Genomic DNA, 16,067 nt, shown 5'->3' with positions numbered 1-16,067 from the left:
ATGGTCAGCTGTTACCATTGCCACATCGCAGAAAGAGCGTCATGATGTCCCTGAACATTTCCCATACAAAACGAGAGGTTTTTATGGACAGAGTTCTCAGCGACGAATCAATCCTGCAGTTATTACATGACGATGCCCCATGGGGTGACCTGACAACTTCATTATTGATTCCGGCAACAGTGTCTGCTCGCGTTGAATTCCGGGCTCGCTTCCCCATGACATTGTGCGCCACAGAAGAAGCCGCACGCATGTTCGAGTTAAAAGGTGCCTCACTGGTTTTTTTACAACCATCAGGTTCACAACTGGCTCCGGGAGACCCAATCCTCAGTGTATCCGGCCGTGCTCAAACGCTGCTTACGGTGTGGAAATCCGCTCAGGTTATAGTGGAATGGGCCAGCGGGATAGCCAGCGCCGCCAGAGCAATGGTGGATGGCGCTCAGGGCATTCCGGTTGCCTGTACGCGTAAACAAGTGCCCGGCACGAAAGCCCTTTCCATAAAAGCGGTACACGCTGGCGGTGCCGTAATGCACCGGTGTGGCGTATCAGAAAGTATCCTGGTGTTTGCCGAACACCGGCAGTTTTTTCATACCTGTTCCGGGAAGACGCTTTTTCAGCTTAAACAGCGTGCGCCTGAGCACCGTGCAATTGTAGAAGTACATGATATTGAAGATGCCATGCACTGGGCGCAGTCGGGTGCCGAAATATTACAACTGGATAAATTCAGCCCGTCTGATATTCGCCTGTGTAAAACACATATTGAGAAGGCAGGACTGGCAACCCGTTTGGGAATAGCGGGGGGTATTAATCCGGGTAATATCCACGAGTTCGTTGCAGCAGGTGCCGATTTTATCGTTACGTCATGGCCCTACTACGCCAGCCCCAAAGATGTACAGGTTAATTTTATTGCCCAATAAACGAATGAAAATAACATCTTGATTTTATACATAAATTCAACACATGTACAAAGCGTTACATACCGATACCTTTGACTCACGGAAAACCGGCATTCGGGTACTTATAGTAATTATCACCCCACTATCGGGGTCACTGAAGTTACTGAGGGTACTGAGATGAATAAAGTTCTGGCACTGGTTGTTGCTGCCGCTATGGGTATTTCTTCTGCCGCTTTTGCTGCTGAAACGACAGCTGCACCCGCAACCCCTGCTGCCACAACTGCGGCAGCGCCTGTTGCAACGGCATCCCACAAAAAAGTTACGCACAAAAAACATAAAAAAGCCGCTACTGCACAGAAAGCGCAGGCCGCCAAAAAACACCACAAAAAAGTGGTGAAGAAACACGAAGCCGCTGCACCGGTTGCACAGAAAGCGCAGGCTGCTCAAAAGCACCACAAGAAAGTGGTGAAAAAGCACGAAGCCACTAAACCGGCTGTAAAACCAGCTGCCTGATTCCCGCATTCCTGCCATTTTTATCTACTTACACCCGGTTTACACCGGGTGTTTTTTGGAGGTACTGGATGTTGAGCCGCTACAGGTTTGAAATCATCCTCACCTGCCTGGTTATCTGCGCAGTCATTACCGCTTGCCTTTATATTTTTTAACCACTCTGTATTATTGTTTTTAATCATTAAATATCAATAAATTACATCATTTATATTTTGTACATATCGTTACATACCGATACCATTCACATACTGAAGCGCCGCTATTTCCCTCGTATAGTGCTTTCAACGGCCCCGCAGTGGGGTTTAACACTGAAATAATTCGAGGATTTCGCAATGAATAAAGTTCTGGCGCTGGTTGTTGCCGCTGCTATGGGTCTGTCTTCTGCTGCTTTCGCTGCTGAAACTACTGCTGCTCCTGCAGCTGCTACTCCGGCTGCAGCTACTGCACCGGCAGCAACTGCTCAACATAAAGCAACGACTCACCACAAAAAAGTAACCCATAAAAAAGCAACCCATAAAAAAGCTGCTACTGAGCAAAAAGCTCAGGCTGCTAAAAAACACCACAAGAAAGTAGCTAAAAAACACGAAGCTGCTAAACCGGCTGCTCAAAAAGCACAGGCTGCCAAAAAACACCACAAAAAAGTGGTGAAAAAACATGAAGCCGCAAAACCGGCTGCTAAGCCTGCTGCATAATTAATAGTACGGCACTATCAGGTAAACACCCGGTTATCCGGGTGTTTTTTTATCTTTCTTACGGCAAAGACACACAGAAAAACAAACCACACACCATCACATTCCTTAACCTTAATTATCTGGTCATTTAACAGGATAGTTTGCTGATTTTATTCCTTCTTATTTATAGCCTGTTATAGTTATCTGACTGGAACTGAATCATCCACCGTGACGCCTTTAGAGAGTGTTATGCGCAAAGCTCCTGTTATTCTGCTGGGAATATTGTTTCTGCTACCTGCGTGGGTTCATGCAGATGATGAGGATCTCAGCCCTCAGGAAATTAAGACGTTATTTTTTGGTAAAGATAACCGGGTTGCTGTCAGTAACCCACAGGACGCGCCCTGGGCCGCAATTGGGCAATTAGAAACTGCCAGTGGAAACTTATGTACCGCGACACTGATTGCTGACAATATTGCTTTGACGGCGGGTCACTGTTTGCTGATGCCCCCTCATGGCAAGCGTGACAAAGCCGTTGCACTACGTTTTATCTCTTCCAAAGGTGTCTGGCGATATGAGATTCACGACATTGAAGGCCGTGTCGATAGCGCGCTGGGCCATAAACTCAAGCCCGATGGCGATGGCTGGATAGTACCACCTTCTGCAGCTGCCGATGATATCGGTATTGTTATTCTGCGCAATCCCCCTTCCGGGATCACGCCATTGCCGTTATTTGATGGTGACCGCCAGGCACTGATTAACGCGCTTAAACAAACAGGGCGTAAAGTGACACAGTCTGGTTATCCACTTGATCACCTTGACCGGCTCTATACTGACAGTGATTGTTTAATTACCGGCTGGGCACAACATTCTGTTTTATCCCATCAATGTGATACCTTACCAGGCGACAGCGGTTCCCCCATACTCCTTAAAAGAGATAATCAATGGGATATCATTGGAGTACAAAGTTCTGCTCCCGCACCCAAAGATCGCTACCGGGCAGATAACCGGGCCATAGCAGTTACCGGGTTCAGGGAAACAATTAAGAAACTGACCGCCGGGCTACATTAATCCTTCGCGCGCCTCATTACTGCGTGTTGCGGATTACCGTTCTGCTAAACGATAAGGCACACTTATGATGCAAAACATGACAGACAAATACCCTGGTGCTCGTATCACCAGTTTTGGCGACACTGCGGAGTTAATGGATACCCTTGCCGGGTTGGTTGTTTCTGGTGAAAAAACAGCAACCTGTAGCTCGTATTCTTCCTGGCTGAGTGAACCCGTTCACCCCGGGGAATATTTCATTGTGGTTAACAGCCGACAACAACCCGTTTGTGTCATTCAGACTCGCGTACTGCGCTACCTGCGTTTTTGTGATGTGAGCGAAGAGTTGGCAGCACTGGAAGGTGAAGACGATAAAACGCTCACTTCATGGCGTTCTGGCCATGAAGCTTTTTTCACCCGGGAAGGTACCTTCTCGCCGGAGATGGCGCTGATGTTTGAAGAGTTTATTCTGGTAGAACGCCTGTAACTGCCCGGCGCGCTAATTCGTGCGCCAGGGCAGCATTATTTGAATGGCGGTTGGTGTTGCAACACTGCGTCAATCACGTCCAGGGCACCACTTTGGTTGTTTGATGCAGTCTGATATTCAGCGGTATCTTTTACAGCTTGTGCGGCATTGCCCATAGCAAACGAAAAACCCGCATAGTGCAGCATTTCCACATCATTGGCACTGTCGCCTACCGCCACCAGGTACTCTGGTGATACTCCCCAGCGCTTCAATAACCGGCGCAATCCACTGGCTTTATGGGAACCGGGAATTATCAGGTCAACAAAACCGTAACCACTGGTAACTGGGTGGATAACACCATCCAGGGCATGATTCAGTTGATTTACCAACTCCGGGATATGTTTATCATCCAGGTTGAGTGAATATTTGAAGATGGTGTCATCAATTTGGTAAACGTCCTCCACTGGCTGCAGGCGATGATAATGTTTTTTCATCAGCGAGATAAACGCCTCACTGGCTCCCTGCTGGTACCAGGCACTGTTGAGCCCACACGTCACATAATTGATTCCATCAAACTGCGCGAGGACATCAGCAATTTTGCGGGTATCATCTTTACTCAGTTCGCCATGATGGACTTGTTCGCCCTGGTCATAAATAAGCGCACCATTCTCAGCCACAAAGGCGATTTTGTCTTTGATTTCCGGGAAAAAAGAAATGAGCTGGTAATACTGGTTACCACTGGCGACGACGAAGCGAATCCCCTGCTCACCCATAGCCTGGTATTGGAGCATAAATCTTTCTTTGTCATATGTTTTTTGATCAGTGAGAAAGGTGCCATCCATATCTACTGCAATAACCTTAACGTTCATACCACCTCAATATCCGTACCCAAAGGTTAAAAAGTTAACGGCTTCGTTTCGCATGCCGTTCCCGAGTCTCTTCTTTAGCCGCCTGCGATTTACGCAAAGCAACATAACAAGCGCCACTGCCCCCCTGATTATCTGCAGCACGACAAAAAGCCTGTACACTCTCAAACTCAGTGAGCCAGCGCGCCAGAAAACTACGAATAACATTAGCATGAGACCGGTCTTCTCTACCTTTCCCATGAATAATTAATAAGTTACGCAGCCCGGCACTCTCAGCCTGAACAATGAACTCAAACACTTGCTGACGGCATTTTGCCACTGGCATACGCAACAAATTAAGGCTCGCCTGTTGTTGGTATTTCCCACAACGAAGCTTTTCAACTACGCCTCGCTGCACACCTTCTCGTTGAAAATACAACGGTTCACTCAGCGGAATAACATCAAGAAAGCCGGTTGTCAGGAAGTTTTCATCTTCCTGGTAGTACACACGTTTATCAAAACCGGGCTTTTTGGCAGGTTGCAGATGTGCATGTTGGTTTGATTTGAGTGGTTTGACATCAGACATGGCGTCAAGAAAAAAGGCTTTGTCGTCAGGGTTCATTACCAATCCTCCACCATCAGACCCGTTCCGGCCTTATACTATACCTTAAATCACACTGCTTGCGACAAGGCTAGCCCACCGTGTCACATGCAGAAAGCCTCCTGTGTTGAGTAACGCGCGTAGCAACCAGCAATGACCTGCTTACTGTCACAATAAAGTTTTATCCTATAAAAATGATTACATTTCTCATTTATTAATCTGTATGTATGACTTTGACTGCCTTTTATTCCATTGAATAGTTAAGCAAGACTTAAATAAAGGTTATTTTCACTCAAAAGAAAGGAATAGATCGCATTTACTTACCCATGAAAGCACTTAACCTTATTAATTAAGTGGTTTTTATGGTTCATTAGATAAATTTCGTGAAATCAGTCACTGCATACAACAGGAAAAATTTAGGTTTGTGCTATAAAATTAATTCTGTGCATATAAAGGAGCACAGTTAAATACAAAATGGATACTAGCTTGCTGTGTGAAATTGAGAGCCTGATTGATGTCGTCAGGCTCTTTTTTTTAAACAGGTAGTTAAATACTTAAATATCATTTAAGCAAAAAAATATCATATTATCAATAAGTAACATTTGACAAACTGATGAATGCTAATTGTACAGGAGAGTTTACTACCTGTTTATCGTTCTCCAAAAGTTATTATATGGTTAAGTTAATGAGAATGGTTTTCATGAAAATATATTTTACCAGATTTATCACTTACAGTATTTTGCTATAAATAGCACGTTACCTTATAGCATTACTGTACGTCTTCATCTATTAATGATGTTCAAAATTTAACATACAATGTTGTATGTTTACCTAAGTTAAATTCCTCCCGGCCCGATATAAGTATATTTTTTAACCGCATCGAAATTACAATCAGCACCACACTGACAATTTAGGTTAAGTATTTTATGAGACAACCGCGTTATTTTGCTGCTTACAATACTGAGCCAGGCAATGCATACTGATGCACCGGACAAATGGTCACACGATTAGTGCGATAAATGGCTCTTACTCGCAACCTCTCTATAGTCAACAGGTGACATTTCGTGCGTTTTTACATCTGCTATATCAAGAAGTTCTAAAACTCTTTCAGGTATATCAAGAAGATGCCAGGCCTGTTCTGGCCAGGTTGTTTCATTCCGAGTTGCCGGACGTTTCGTCACACTGTACCTTGCCGCCAAAAAGATGTTAAAATTGACTAAAATCAATTATGGCCTGAGCAAACCTATGATCCCAGAAAAGCGAATTATACGACGCATACAATCGGGCGGATGTGCAATCCACTGCCAGGATTGTAGTATCAGCCAGTTGTGTATCCCGTTCACATTAAACGAACATGAGCTTGATCAACTGGATAATATCATTGAGCGTAAGAAGCCTATCCAGAAAGGCCAGACACTGTTCAAAGCGGGTGATGAGCTAAAATCTCTCTATGCTATTCGTTCAGGAACAATCAAAAGCTACACTATCACAGAACAAGGTGATGAGCAGATTACCGGTTTCCATTTAGCAGGTGACCTGGTGGGTTTTGATGCGATTGGCGCCGGGCACCATCCAAGCTTTGCTCAGGCTCTGGAAACGTCCATGGTCTGTGAGATTCCGTTTGAAACGCTGGACGACTTGTCCGGTAAAATGCCCAATCTTCGTCAGCAAATGATGCGTCTAATGAGTGGAGAGATCAAAGGCGACCAGGATATGATCCTGCTTCTTTCCAAGAAAAATGCTGAAGAACGCCTTGCCGCTTTTATCTATAACTTGTCACGCCGTTTTGCCCAACGTGGTTTTTCACCGCGTGAGTTCCGTCTGACAATGACTCGTGGTGATATAGGTAACTATCTGGGCTTGACCGTTGAAACAATAAGCCGCTTATTAGGCCGCTTTCAGAAAAGTGGCATGCTGGCAGTTAAAGGCAAATATATTACTATTGAAAACAATGACGAGCTGGCTGTGCTGGCCGGACAGTCAAAAAGCGTTGCGTAATCCTTCCTGAACTGCCGGATTGTTAAATTTTACTGATTTATTGATCCGGCAGGCTTTTTCCCTCTGTTTCATTCCCTGCTTATAGGTTACTCTTAATTTAAGCTGTAATTACAGTTTGTTGTAAGGAGACCCTTGTATGGCAAAGTTTCATAACATGTTGGTAGCTATCGACCCAAATCAGGATGAACAACCTGCATTACGGCGTGCGGTGTACCTGCATCAACGGATTGGCGGTACCATTAAAGCGTTCTTACCGATCTATGACTTTTCTTATGAAATGACTACATTGTTGTCTCCGGATGAGCGGACAGCAATGCGTAAAGGGGTGATTGCCCAACGGACTGCATGGATCCGGGAACAGGCACAATATTATCTTGAAGCTGGCATTCCTATTGATATTAAAGTGGTCTGGCATAACCGTCCTTATGAAGCCATTATCCAGGAAGTGCTGGCATGTGGTCATGATTTAGTTCTGAAGATGACCCACCAGCATGACAAACTTGAGTCCGTAATTTTCACACCAACAGACTGGCACTTATTACGTAAATGCCCTTGCCCTGTATGGATGGTAAAAGATCAGGAATGGCCCGTTGGTGGCAAAGCACTGGTTGCAGTAAATCTGTCCAGTGAAGAGCCTTATCACAGCGCACTCAATGAGAAACTGATTCGAGAAACCATAAGCCTGGCTGAACAAGTCGACCATACCGAAGTTCATCTGGTCAGCGCTTACCCTTCAACACCGATTAATATCGCTATAGAGTTACCCGACTTCGACCCCAGCATTTACAATGATGCCATCCGTGGGCAACACTTGCTGGCAATGAAAGCGTTGCGCCAACAATATGGTATACCAGAAAACCTGACTCACGTAGAAAAAGGCTTACCGGAAGAAGTCATCCCGGATTTAGCCACTCACCTTGAGGCAGGAATTGTGGTGTTAGGAACTGTGGGGCGTACCGGGCTTTCGGCCGCATTTTTAGGGAATACAGCGGAGCAAGTTATTGACCACCTGCGTTGCGACCTGCTGGCATTAAAGCCCGATAACTACCAGTCACCCGTATTGCCAGAAGATAGTGTTGAGGCCTCATAAACACAGAGTTTGTTTAATCAATAACCCGGCTGCCAATGCCGGGTTTTTTATTGCCAGCTTAATGCGTAAAAACAAAAAACCCCGGTTGCCTGATGATGGCGTCCGGGGTTGTGGTTAGCTACTGTTCAGAGTTACAGCAATTTAAGAATGGCATCCACGCTGGCTTTGGCATCACCAAACAGCATTTGAGTATTCTCTTTAAAGAACAGTGGGTTTTGTACCCCAGCATAACCGGTATTCATTGAGCGTTTGAATACCACTACGTTTTGCGCTTTCCACACTTCCAATACTGGCATACCCGCGATAGGGCTTTTCGGATCATCCTGAGCGGCCGGGTTAACGGTGTCGTTAGCACCGATAACCAGTACGGTATCGGTGTCGGCGAAATCATCATTGATCTCATCCATCTCCAGTACGATGTCATAAGGAACTTTGGCTTCAGCCAGCAGAACGTTCATATGCCCAGGTAAGCGCCCGGCAACCGGGTGAATACCGAAACGTACTTTTACACCGCGTGCACGCAGTTTCTCGGTGATTTCCGCAACTGGATACTGAGCCTGAGCAACAGCCATACCATAGCCCGGAGTGATAATCACCGAAGTGGAATTTTTCAGCATTTCAGCGGTTTCTTCCACACTAATTTCGCGATGCTCACCCGTAACTTCTTCACCACCAGAGGCACCATCAGTACCAAAGCCACCAGCAATAACACTGATAAACGACCGGTTCATAGCCTTACACATGATGTACGACAGAATTGCCCCTGATGAACCAACCAGTGCACCGGTAACAATCAGCAAGTCGTTACTTAACATAAAGCCTGCGGCTGCGGCTGCCCAACCAGAGTAGGAGTTCAGCATGGAAACCACAACAGGCATATCTGCCCCACCAATGGAGGCGACCAGATGCCAGCCGAATGCCAGGGCAATAACGGTCATGACCAGTAATGCAAAGACCTGAGTACCCGCGCTGCCAGTGCGCACAAACATGATAAGTAACAGGAATGACACCACCAAAGCAGCCAGGTTCAGTTTATGCCGGTGAGGCAGCATCAATGGTTTTGATGAGATTTTACCGCGCAGTTTGCCAAACGCCACCACAGACCCGGTAAACGTCACCGCACCAATAAAGATCCCCAGGAAAACTTCCGTTAAGTGAATGTTTTCCATTACGGCTTCCATACCAGGAGCATGGTCAAGGTAACTGTTGAAACCGACCAGCACAGCGGCGAGGCCGACGAAGCTGTGCAGAATTGCCACCAGTTCAGGCATTTCAGTCATTTCAACTTTACGGGCGAGATGGATACCCACCCCACCACCAATCACCATAGCAACCAGTATCCATACGACATTGCTGGTGTCCGGCCCCAAAATGGTTGCGACCAGTGCAATAGCCATCCCTGCAATACCAAACACGTTGCCCTGTTTTGAAGTTTCATGGCGGGAAAGCCCGGCAAGACTGAAAATAAACAGGATCGCGGCAACAATGTATGCAGCAGTAACTAATCCTCCAGACATTTGTTACCCCTTAATTTTTACGAAACATTTTCAGCATACGCTGAGTCACGGTGAAACCACCGAAGATGTTAATACTGGCAATTAATACCGCGATGAAGCTGAGAAAACTGACCCAGCCGCCATGGCCTATTTGCAGTAGAGCGCCCACCACAATAATCCCGGAAATGGCATTGGTGACCGACATCAGGGGAGTATGTAACGCGTGGCTCACATTCCAGACCACGTAATACCCCACAACGCACGCCAGAGCGAATACCGTAAAGTGACCAAGGAATTCTTTCGGTGCCACTGTAGATAACCAACCGAAGAGGATTATCACCAGTGCGAGTAGCGCATATTTCCGCCATGGTGATGAGGCTTTCTCGGGTGCTGCTGGCGCAACGGTTTTCGGTTGTGCTGCCTGTGCCTGCGGTTGTGCTGAAACCTGAATAGGGGGAGCCGGCCAGGTAACTTCTCCTTCGCGCACAACGGTTACCCCACGAACCACAACATCATCAAAATCAATGGTGACGATGCCATCTTTTTCTTTACACAGCAGCTTCATCAGGTTGACAAGGTTAGTGCCGTACAACTGAGATGATTGTGTTGGTAGACGGCCCGGTAAATCGGTATAACCGATGATTTTGACACCATTCGGCGTGACAAAAACTTCGCCGGGTACGGTGTATTCACAGTTACCGCCATTTTGTGCAGCAAGGTCAACCACGACACTTCCCGGTTGCATGCTGTCTACCATTTCACGGGTAATGAGTTTTGGCGCAGGCTTGCCCGGAATCAGCGCTGTAGTAACAATGATGTCGACTTCTTTAGCCTGGGCGGCAAACAACGCCATCTCCGCTTTGATAAAAGCTTCTGACATAACTTTTGCGTAACCATCACCACTGCCAGCTTCTTCTTCGAAATCAAGCTCAAGGAACTCAGCGCCCATACTTTGCACTTGTTCTTTCACTTCAGGCCGGGTATCAAAGGCACGAACTATTGCCCCAAGGCTGTTGGCGGCACCAATCGCGGCTAAACCTGCCACACCCGCACCTATAATCATGACTTTTGCAGGCGGCACTTTCCCGGCAGCGGTAATTTGCCCGGTAAAGAAGCGACCAAATTCATGTGCAGCTTCAACAATCGCACGGTAACCAGCGATATTAGCCATCGAGCTCAATGCATCCAGCGCCTGAGCACGAGAAATACGTGGCACAGCATCCATCGCCATTACATTGATATTGCGCGCGCTGAGCATGGCCATTAAGTCAGGATTCTGAGCAGGCCAGATAAAACTAACCAGCGTTGCGCCATCGCGCATTTGCGTAATTTCGCCTTGTTCAGGTGCATTGACTTTAAAAATTACGTCAGATTGCCAGGCTTGTGCCGTATTTACAATTTCCGCACCGGCCTGGACGTAAGCGTCATCATCAAAGCTGGCAAGTTTTCCGGCGTCATGTTCAATGACAACATCGAACCCCAGTTTACGCAGTTGTTCCACCGTTTTCGGCGTTGCGGCAACCCGGGTTTCGCCGTTGAGGCGTTCTAGAGGTACACCAATACGCATAGTTTTCCCTTCCATCGATTCTCGTGATGGTTTTAATGAAAATGAGAAAAAAGACGCACAACAGGCACATTAACCCACTGACGACTTTTTAATCTGCAAGAAAATCCTGTTGTAACAATGTTTCTATAACCTACTGAAAATAACGCCTGTGATCTATATCCCAGGTCTTACATTTCTCATCTGAACAGTGAAAGTGTAGTCAGGTGCACATCCAGGTGATATTTTTTACTTATATTTTAAAAAAAAGTGAGATATTCAGCCACAAAAGCCAGTTAAAACACGATCCAATTTTTGACGTATTAGCAATAATTAACATTACTTTAACTTATAAAAGTGGTAAGTATTAACGAATATACTGATAAAGTGACCGTTTTTACCAGATATCGCTTAATAATATTGCTTCGCGTGAGAGGAAACGCATTTACCGGCAAAATTGGCGAAGACAGTAAGGCTTTTCAATGCAATAATCGGTCAATACTCAACAGTATTATAATGCTGTAATCAGTACTTTTTATGCGCAAGGCGAAGGATTAACTATGAATTTTAAGTACACCCTGCTGGCGTCCACGCTCTTTTCTGTGGTGGCAGTATCGGCTCATGCCGCAACTGAACTGACGCCAGAAAAAGCAGCTGCATTAAAACCCTATGACCGTATTGTTCTGACCGGCCATTTTAACTCCATTAGCGATGCAGTTGCCGCCGTGTCCAAAAAAGCGGACAGCATGGGTGCAGCATCATTTTATATTGTTGACTCACACGATTATGGTAACAGTGGTAACTCTCGTGTTACTGCGGATATCTACCATGCCGATGCCAGGGAAGCAGACAAACCCAAAAATCGTGTCATCGAAGGTGTGATGGAATTGCCTAAAGATCAGGCTATCGCACTTGAGCCGTTCGACACAGTGACTGTTCAGGGGTTCTACCGCTCACAACCTGACGTGAACGCCGCCATTGCGAAAGCCGCCAAAGAAAAAGGTGCCGCATCTTTTTATATTGTTCGCCAAATGGATACTAACCAGGGCGGCAACCAGATGATCACTGCTTTTATCTATAAGGCGGATGCGAAGAAACGTATACTGCAGAGCCCGAATGCCATTCCGGCAGACTCTGAGACAGGCCGCAAACTGCTTGCCGAAGGTGGTGCAGCCGCGAAGAAAGTTGAAATTCCGGGAGTGGCCTCTTCTGGGATGCTGAGCAGTGATGTTGGTCGGTTCTTCGAAACGCAGTCCTCTGAAGGTGGCCGTTACACTGTCACACTGCCAGATGGAACGAAGATTCAAGAGTTGAATAAAATCACCGCAGCTCAGATGGCGCCGTTCGACAGCATCAGATTCACCGGGCACTATTCCAGCATGACTGATGTTTCTTACAATGTTGCCAAACGCGCTGCAAAAGCAGGTGCAAAATACTACCACATTACCCGCCAGTGGCAGGAGCGTGGTGGCAATATGACGATCAGTGCAGACCTGTACAAATAAATAACTGTTGTCTTGCTACAAATTTTCCACCATGAAAGTAGCCGGTTTTCCGGCTACTTTTTTCTTTTGGGCACCTACTAATCATTCCTGCGCCATTCTGCTTTGCATATCTCAATTCTGCTTGTTTTTTTGTCATTCAGCGTTTTTTCTGGTTTAAGTCATTGCATGCAGTTTTCACAGCCCGTAAAATCCCGCGCCTTAGTAAAATTCACCATTTTTATGCGTCTTAACGAAATAATTATTCTGATTGATGCATTTACTGACAGGTTGTTAATGGAAAAAAAACTTGGCCTTGCGGCCCTGACAGCGCTGGTCTTAAGCTCCATGCTCGGTGCCGGTGTATTTAGCCTGCCGCAAAATATGGCGGCCGTAGCCAGCCCTTCAGCGTTACTGATTGGCTGGACGATAACCGGAATAGGGATCCTGCTTCTGGCTGGCGCGATGTTGCTGCTGACACGTCTTCGCCCGGACCTGGATGGCGGTATATTTACCTATGCGCGAGAAGGTTTTGGCGAGCTGATTGGCTTCTGTTCAGCCTGGGGATACTGGCTGTGTGCCGTGATTGCCAATGTCTCCTACCTGGTTATTGTCTTCTCCGCACTGAGTTTTTTCACTGACAGCCCAAGTCATACCCTGTTTGGCGATGGTAACACCTGGCAGGCAATTGCTGGTGCGTCCTGCCTGTTATGGATTGTTCACGCACTGGTTCTGCGTGGAGTTCAGACTGCGGCAGGCATTAACCTGGTCGCCACACTGGCTAAATTATTACCCCTGGGTTTATTTATTGTTCTGGCTGCCCTCGCCTTTGAGTTTTCACGTTTTGAGTTCGACTTTACTGGTATCGCACTGGGTGTGCCGGTATGGGAGCAGGTCAAAAACACCATGCTCATCACTCTGTGGGTGTTTATTGGTGTGGAAGGTGCTGTGGTGGTTTCTGCCCGTGCCCGCCACAAAAAGGATGTTGGCCGTGCCACCATCCTGGCCGTCATTGCGGCATTAGTGGTTTATTTATTCGTTACATTGCTCTCCCTGGGCGTTGTCAGCCGCCCGGAGTTGGCAGCCATGCGGAATCCATCAATGGCGGGCATTATGGTCGAAATGATGGGGTCGTGGGGTGAAGTGATTATTGCCGCAGGTCTGATTGTCTCGGTATGCGGGGCATATCTGAGCTGGACTATTATGGCAGCAGAGATCCCTTTACTGGCAGCCACCCATAAAGCATTTCCACGTATTTTCACGCATCAAAACAGAAACAATGCGCCAGCAGCTTCATTATGGTTAACCAATCTCAGCGTTCAGGCTTGCCTGGTGCTTATCTGGCTGACTGGTGCGGATTACAACGCACTGTTGAACATTGCCTCCGAAATGATTCTGGTGCCTTATTTATTGGTTGGTGCGTTTCTGGTCAAAATGGCGCGGTCACCAGCACACCGAATTATTGGTTATGGCGCCTGCGTATACGGTATTTGGTTATTGTATGCTTCCGGCCTAATGCATTTATTGCTGTCCGTGGTATTGTACGCACCCGGCATAATTGTATTTCTCTATGCCCGCCGGACACATCAGGATAATGCCCAACTCCGGTGGCTGGAAAAAGCTGGCATCAGTTTGATTCTGTTAGCGGCCTTCCCTGCGACATGGATGCTGGTAAACTGACTGCATAACATAACCATAATGAAAAGGTAGCGTAATGAGCCAGGCTCAACCCATAGTGATAACAGGCGGTGCACGCCGTATTGGCCTGGCACTTGCACAGCATTTTGTTACATGTGGGCAACCGGTTATTATCAGTTATCGTACCCACTACCCGGTAATCGGTGAGCTGGAACAGGCCGGGGTTTGCTGTATTGCCGCTGATTTCTCCACCGATGAAGGTGTGTTGAATTTTGCCCGTCAGATTAGAGAACAGAATCCTGCGGGGTTACGCGCTATTATTCATAATGCCAGCCAGTGGATTGCGGAAGGTGGTGCAAGCAGCGATGCTGATGTCATGACGGCCATGCTGCAAATTCATGTCCGCGCCCCCTATCTACTGAACCAAACTCTTGCCAGTATTGTCGGGAGCAGCGAAACCGCCAGCGGCGATATTGTACATTTCACTGATTATGTAGTTGAGCGTGGCAGCGATAAACATATTGCTTATGCGGCAAGTAAAGCTGCGCTGGATAATTTAACCCGCTCATTCGCACGAAAATTAGCGCCGCGTATTAAAGTCAATGCTATTGCTCCGTCCCTTATTATGTTTAATCCTGAAGATAATGCCAGCTATCGCCAAAATGCACTGGACAAATCATTAATGAGAATTGCACCAGGAGAACAGGAAATCATCCATCTGGTAGATTACTTACTGAGTAGTCAGTATGCTACAGGACGCACTTTCGCGGTTGATGGCGGGCGGCATTTGCGCTAAGCATATTCGTACATTCAGCAGGACAACTAACACCACCTATTATGACTAAAATCGTTTTCGTTGAAGATGATCCGGAAGTTGGATCATTAATTGCCGCCTGGTTAGGCAAGCACGACATAGATGTCATTATTGAAACCCGTGGAGATCAGGCTGAAATGGTTATCGCCCGGGAAAACCCGGACCTGGTTCTTCTGGATATAATGCTGCCAGGCAAAGACGGGATGTCATTGTGCCGCGACCTGCGCCCCAAATGGGAAGGCCCGATAGTTTTACTTACCTCACTTGATAGTGATATGAACCATATTTTGTCACTTGAAATGGGAGCCAGCGATTATATTCTAAAAACGACCCCTCCTGCGGTGCTACTGGCCCGGTTACGTCTGCATTTACGCCAGAATGCAGGAACCCGGCAAAGTACAACACAGACAGCTTCTGCCTCTGCCCCCCGTCAACAGCAGGCCATTCATTTTGGTACATTCTGTATTGATCCTCTTAACCGCCAGGTCACTCTGGGTAAAGAGACTATTTTGCTGTCAACGGCAGATTTTGAACTGTTATGGGAACTTGCCAGCCACGCCGGGCAAATCATGGACAGAGACATGTTACTGAAAAACTTGCGGGGTGTGAGTTACGATGGTTTGGATCGCAGTGTTGATGTTGCGATTTCCCGTTTACGCAAAAAACTACACGACAGTGCAACAGAACCTTATCGTATTAAAACCATTCGCAATAAAGGCTACTTATTTGCTCCCCACGCGTGGGAAACCTCGCACTAAGCCCGGTTTACAGAAAAAAAAGAGGGCCGGCGACATCAACACGGCCCTGAGAAGTATCACTACGCTATGGTTATCAACATGAGGTGAATCACTATCAACACCTTCGGTGTGAAGAGTGGCTGATAGTGCTGCACCCCTGCGTATTGAGGTTATCGGCAGGCCGTGAAGTTTCCTTAACGAAAATTTCTCTTTTTTTTATGGTCCAACCAGATAGTTTTG

The 16,067-nt window shown here is 46.8% G+C and carries 15 protein-coding genes; 11 read left to right on the top strand and 4 right to left on the bottom strand.

The window, feature by feature from the left end; translation table 11 throughout:
• Nucleotides 1–83: 83 nt before the first annotated feature.
• The 5 genes from modD (at nucleotide 84) to MPHASIOC01_RS05675 (ending at nucleotide 3,605) form a co-directional block, all read left to right on the top strand.
• On the top strand, nucleotides 84–914 hold the full coding sequence (gene modD, locus MPHASIOC01_RS05695; RefSeq protein WP_064595405.1) for a ModD protein: 831 nt from the start codon (nucleotides 84–86) through the stop codon (nucleotides 912–914).
• 156 nt (nucleotides 915–1,070) lie between these two features.
• Nucleotides 1,071–1,406 carry an acid resistance repetitive basic protein Asr gene (asr, locus tag MPHASIOC01_RS05690; RefSeq protein WP_353614145.1) on the top strand — a complete coding sequence of 112 codons (336 nt, stop codon included), beginning with the start codon at nucleotides 1,071–1,073 and terminating at the stop codon, nucleotides 1,404–1,406.
• Between the two features lie 329 nt (nucleotides 1,407–1,735).
• Complete coding sequence (asr, locus tag MPHASIOC01_RS05685; RefSeq protein WP_064593405.1) at nucleotides 1,736–2,095, top strand: acid resistance repetitive basic protein Asr; 360 nt, start codon at nucleotides 1,736–1,738, stop codon at nucleotides 2,093–2,095.
• A gap of 228 nt (nucleotides 2,096–2,323) precedes the next feature.
• Nucleotides 2,324–3,142 (top strand): serine protease, encoded by an 819-nt coding sequence (locus tag MPHASIOC01_RS05680; RefSeq protein ID WP_064593400.1) that lies wholly within the window; start codon nucleotides 2,324–2,326, stop codon nucleotides 3,140–3,142.
• Between the two features lie 64 nt (nucleotides 3,143–3,206).
• Entirely contained in the window at nucleotides 3,207–3,605 is a 399-nt protein-coding gene (locus tag MPHASIOC01_RS05675; RefSeq protein ID WP_064593395.1) for an ASCH domain-containing protein, read from the top strand.
• A 35-nt stretch (nucleotides 3,606–3,640) separates the two neighbouring features.
• Here MPHASIOC01_RS05675 and MPHASIOC01_RS05670 read toward each other — a convergent pair whose 3' ends face one another.
• Both MPHASIOC01_RS05670 and smrA read right to left on the bottom strand, forming a co-directional pair.
• Nucleotides 3,641–4,453, bottom strand: a complete 813-nt coding sequence (locus MPHASIOC01_RS05670; RefSeq protein WP_064593390.1) for a Cof-type HAD-IIB family hydrolase — start codon at nucleotides 4,451–4,453, stop codon at nucleotides 3,641–3,643.
• 34 nt (nucleotides 4,454–4,487) lie between these two features.
• On the bottom strand, nucleotides 4,488–5,051 hold the full coding sequence (smrA, locus tag MPHASIOC01_RS05665; protein ID WP_353614144.1) for a DNA endonuclease SmrA: 564 nt from the start codon (nucleotides 5,049–5,051) through the stop codon (nucleotides 4,488–4,490).
• 1,224 nt (nucleotides 5,052–6,275) lie between these two features.
• Here smrA and fnr point away from each other — a divergent pair.
• Nucleotides 6,276–7,028: a fumarate/nitrate reduction transcriptional regulator Fnr gene (gene fnr, locus MPHASIOC01_RS05660; protein WP_156518990.1), complete on the top strand. Its 753-nt coding sequence runs from the start codon at nucleotides 6,276–6,278 to the stop codon at nucleotides 7,026–7,028.
• Between the two features lie 136 nt (nucleotides 7,029–7,164).
• On the top strand, nucleotides 7,165–8,118 hold the full coding sequence (gene uspE, locus MPHASIOC01_RS05655; RefSeq protein WP_064593379.1) for a universal stress protein UspE: 954 nt from the start codon (nucleotides 7,165–7,167) through the stop codon (nucleotides 8,116–8,118).
• Nucleotides 8,119–8,249: 131 nt separating this feature from the next.
• Here uspE and pntB read toward each other — a convergent pair whose 3' ends face one another.
• Both pntB and pntA read right to left on the bottom strand, forming a co-directional pair.
• Entirely contained in the window at nucleotides 8,250–9,635 is a 1,386-nt protein-coding gene (gene pntB / locus MPHASIOC01_RS05650; protein WP_353614143.1) for a Re/Si-specific NAD(P)(+) transhydrogenase subunit beta, read from the bottom strand.
• Between the two features lie 10 nt (nucleotides 9,636–9,645).
• Nucleotides 9,646–11,181, bottom strand: coding sequence for a Re/Si-specific NAD(P)(+) transhydrogenase subunit alpha (gene pntA, locus MPHASIOC01_RS05645; RefSeq protein WP_353614900.1), 1,536 nt, complete (start codon nucleotides 11,179–11,181; stop codon nucleotides 9,646–9,648).
• A 536-nt stretch (nucleotides 11,182–11,717) separates the two neighbouring features.
• On the opposite strand from pntA, the gene ydgH reads away from it, so the two are divergent.
• The 4 genes from ydgH to rstA all read left to right on the top strand — a co-directional run bounded on the left by ydgH (nucleotide 11,718) and on the right by rstA (nucleotide 15,848).
• Nucleotides 11,718–12,662 (top strand): DUF1471 family protein YdgH, encoded by a 945-nt coding sequence (ydgH, locus tag MPHASIOC01_RS05640; protein WP_064593371.1) that lies wholly within the window; start codon nucleotides 11,718–11,720, stop codon nucleotides 12,660–12,662.
• Nucleotides 12,663–12,935: 273 nt separating this feature from the next.
• On the top strand, nucleotides 12,936–14,318 hold the full coding sequence (locus tag MPHASIOC01_RS05635) for an amino acid permease (RefSeq protein ID WP_353614142.1): 1,383 nt from the start codon (nucleotides 12,936–12,938) through the stop codon (nucleotides 14,316–14,318).
• Nucleotides 14,319–14,352: 34 nt separating this feature from the next.
• Nucleotides 14,353–15,072: a dihydromonapterin reductase gene (gene folM, locus MPHASIOC01_RS05630; RefSeq protein WP_064593369.1), complete on the top strand. Its 720-nt coding sequence runs from the start codon at nucleotides 14,353–14,355 to the stop codon at nucleotides 15,070–15,072.
• A 41-nt stretch (nucleotides 15,073–15,113) separates the two neighbouring features.
• Nucleotides 15,114–15,848 (top strand): two-component system response regulator RstA, encoded by a 735-nt coding sequence (gene rstA, locus MPHASIOC01_RS05625; protein ID WP_353614141.1) that lies wholly within the window; start codon nucleotides 15,114–15,116, stop codon nucleotides 15,846–15,848.
• Nucleotides 15,849–16,067: the final 219 nt, after the last annotated feature.

This window comes from Mangrovibacter phragmitis (assembly GCF_040429585.1).
GTDB classification, from domain to species: Bacteria; Pseudomonadota; Gammaproteobacteria; order Enterobacterales; family Enterobacteriaceae; genus Mangrovibacter; species Mangrovibacter phragmitis.
Note: the sequence above shows the minus strand (reverse complement) of the source record. Positions and strands in the feature narration are given on the sequence as shown.

Excerpts from the sequence above, each read along its gene's own strand:
- pntA (WP_353614900.1), bottom strand. The coding sequence starts at position 11,181 with ATGCGTATTGGTGTACCTCTAGAACGCCTCAACGGCGAAACCCGGGTT.
- modD (WP_064595405.1), top strand. The coding sequence starts at position 84 with ATGGACAGAGTTCTCAGCGACGAATCAATCCTGCAGTTATTACATGAC.
- rstA (WP_353614141.1), top strand. The coding sequence starts at position 15,114 with ATGACTAAAATCGTTTTCGTTGAAGATGATCCGGAAGTTGGATCATTA.
- ydgH (WP_064593371.1), top strand. The coding sequence starts at position 11,718 with ATGAATTTTAAGTACACCCTGCTGGCGTCCACGCTCTTTTCTGTGGTG.
- MPHASIOC01_RS05675 (WP_064593395.1), top strand. The coding sequence starts at position 3,207 with ATGATGCAAAACATGACAGACAAATACCCTGGTGCTCGTATCACCAGT.
- fnr (WP_156518990.1), top strand. The coding sequence starts at position 6,276 with ATGATCCCAGAAAAGCGAATTATACGACGCATACAATCGGGCGGATGT.
- uspE (WP_064593379.1), top strand. The coding sequence starts at position 7,165 with ATGGCAAAGTTTCATAACATGTTGGTAGCTATCGACCCAAATCAGGAT.
- folM (WP_064593369.1), top strand. The coding sequence starts at position 14,353 with ATGAGCCAGGCTCAACCCATAGTGATAACAGGCGGTGCACGCCGTATT.
- MPHASIOC01_RS05635 (WP_353614142.1), top strand. The coding sequence starts at position 12,936 with ATGGAAAAAAAACTTGGCCTTGCGGCCCTGACAGCGCTGGTCTTAAGC.
- smrA (WP_353614144.1), bottom strand. The coding sequence starts at position 5,051 with ATGAACCCTGACGACAAAGCCTTTTTTCTTGACGCCATGTCTGATGTC.
- MPHASIOC01_RS05670 (WP_064593390.1), bottom strand. The coding sequence starts at position 4,453 with ATGAACGTTAAGGTTATTGCAGTAGATATGGATGGCACCTTTCTCACT.
- MPHASIOC01_RS05680 (WP_064593400.1), top strand. The coding sequence starts at position 2,324 with ATGCGCAAAGCTCCTGTTATTCTGCTGGGAATATTGTTTCTGCTACCT.
- asr (WP_353614145.1), top strand. The coding sequence starts at position 1,071 with ATGAATAAAGTTCTGGCACTGGTTGTTGCTGCCGCTATGGGTATTTCT.
- pntB (WP_353614143.1), bottom strand. The coding sequence starts at position 9,635 with ATGTCTGGAGGATTAGTTACTGCTGCATACATTGTTGCCGCGATCCTG.
- asr (WP_064593405.1), top strand. The coding sequence starts at position 1,736 with ATGAATAAAGTTCTGGCGCTGGTTGTTGCCGCTGCTATGGGTCTGTCT.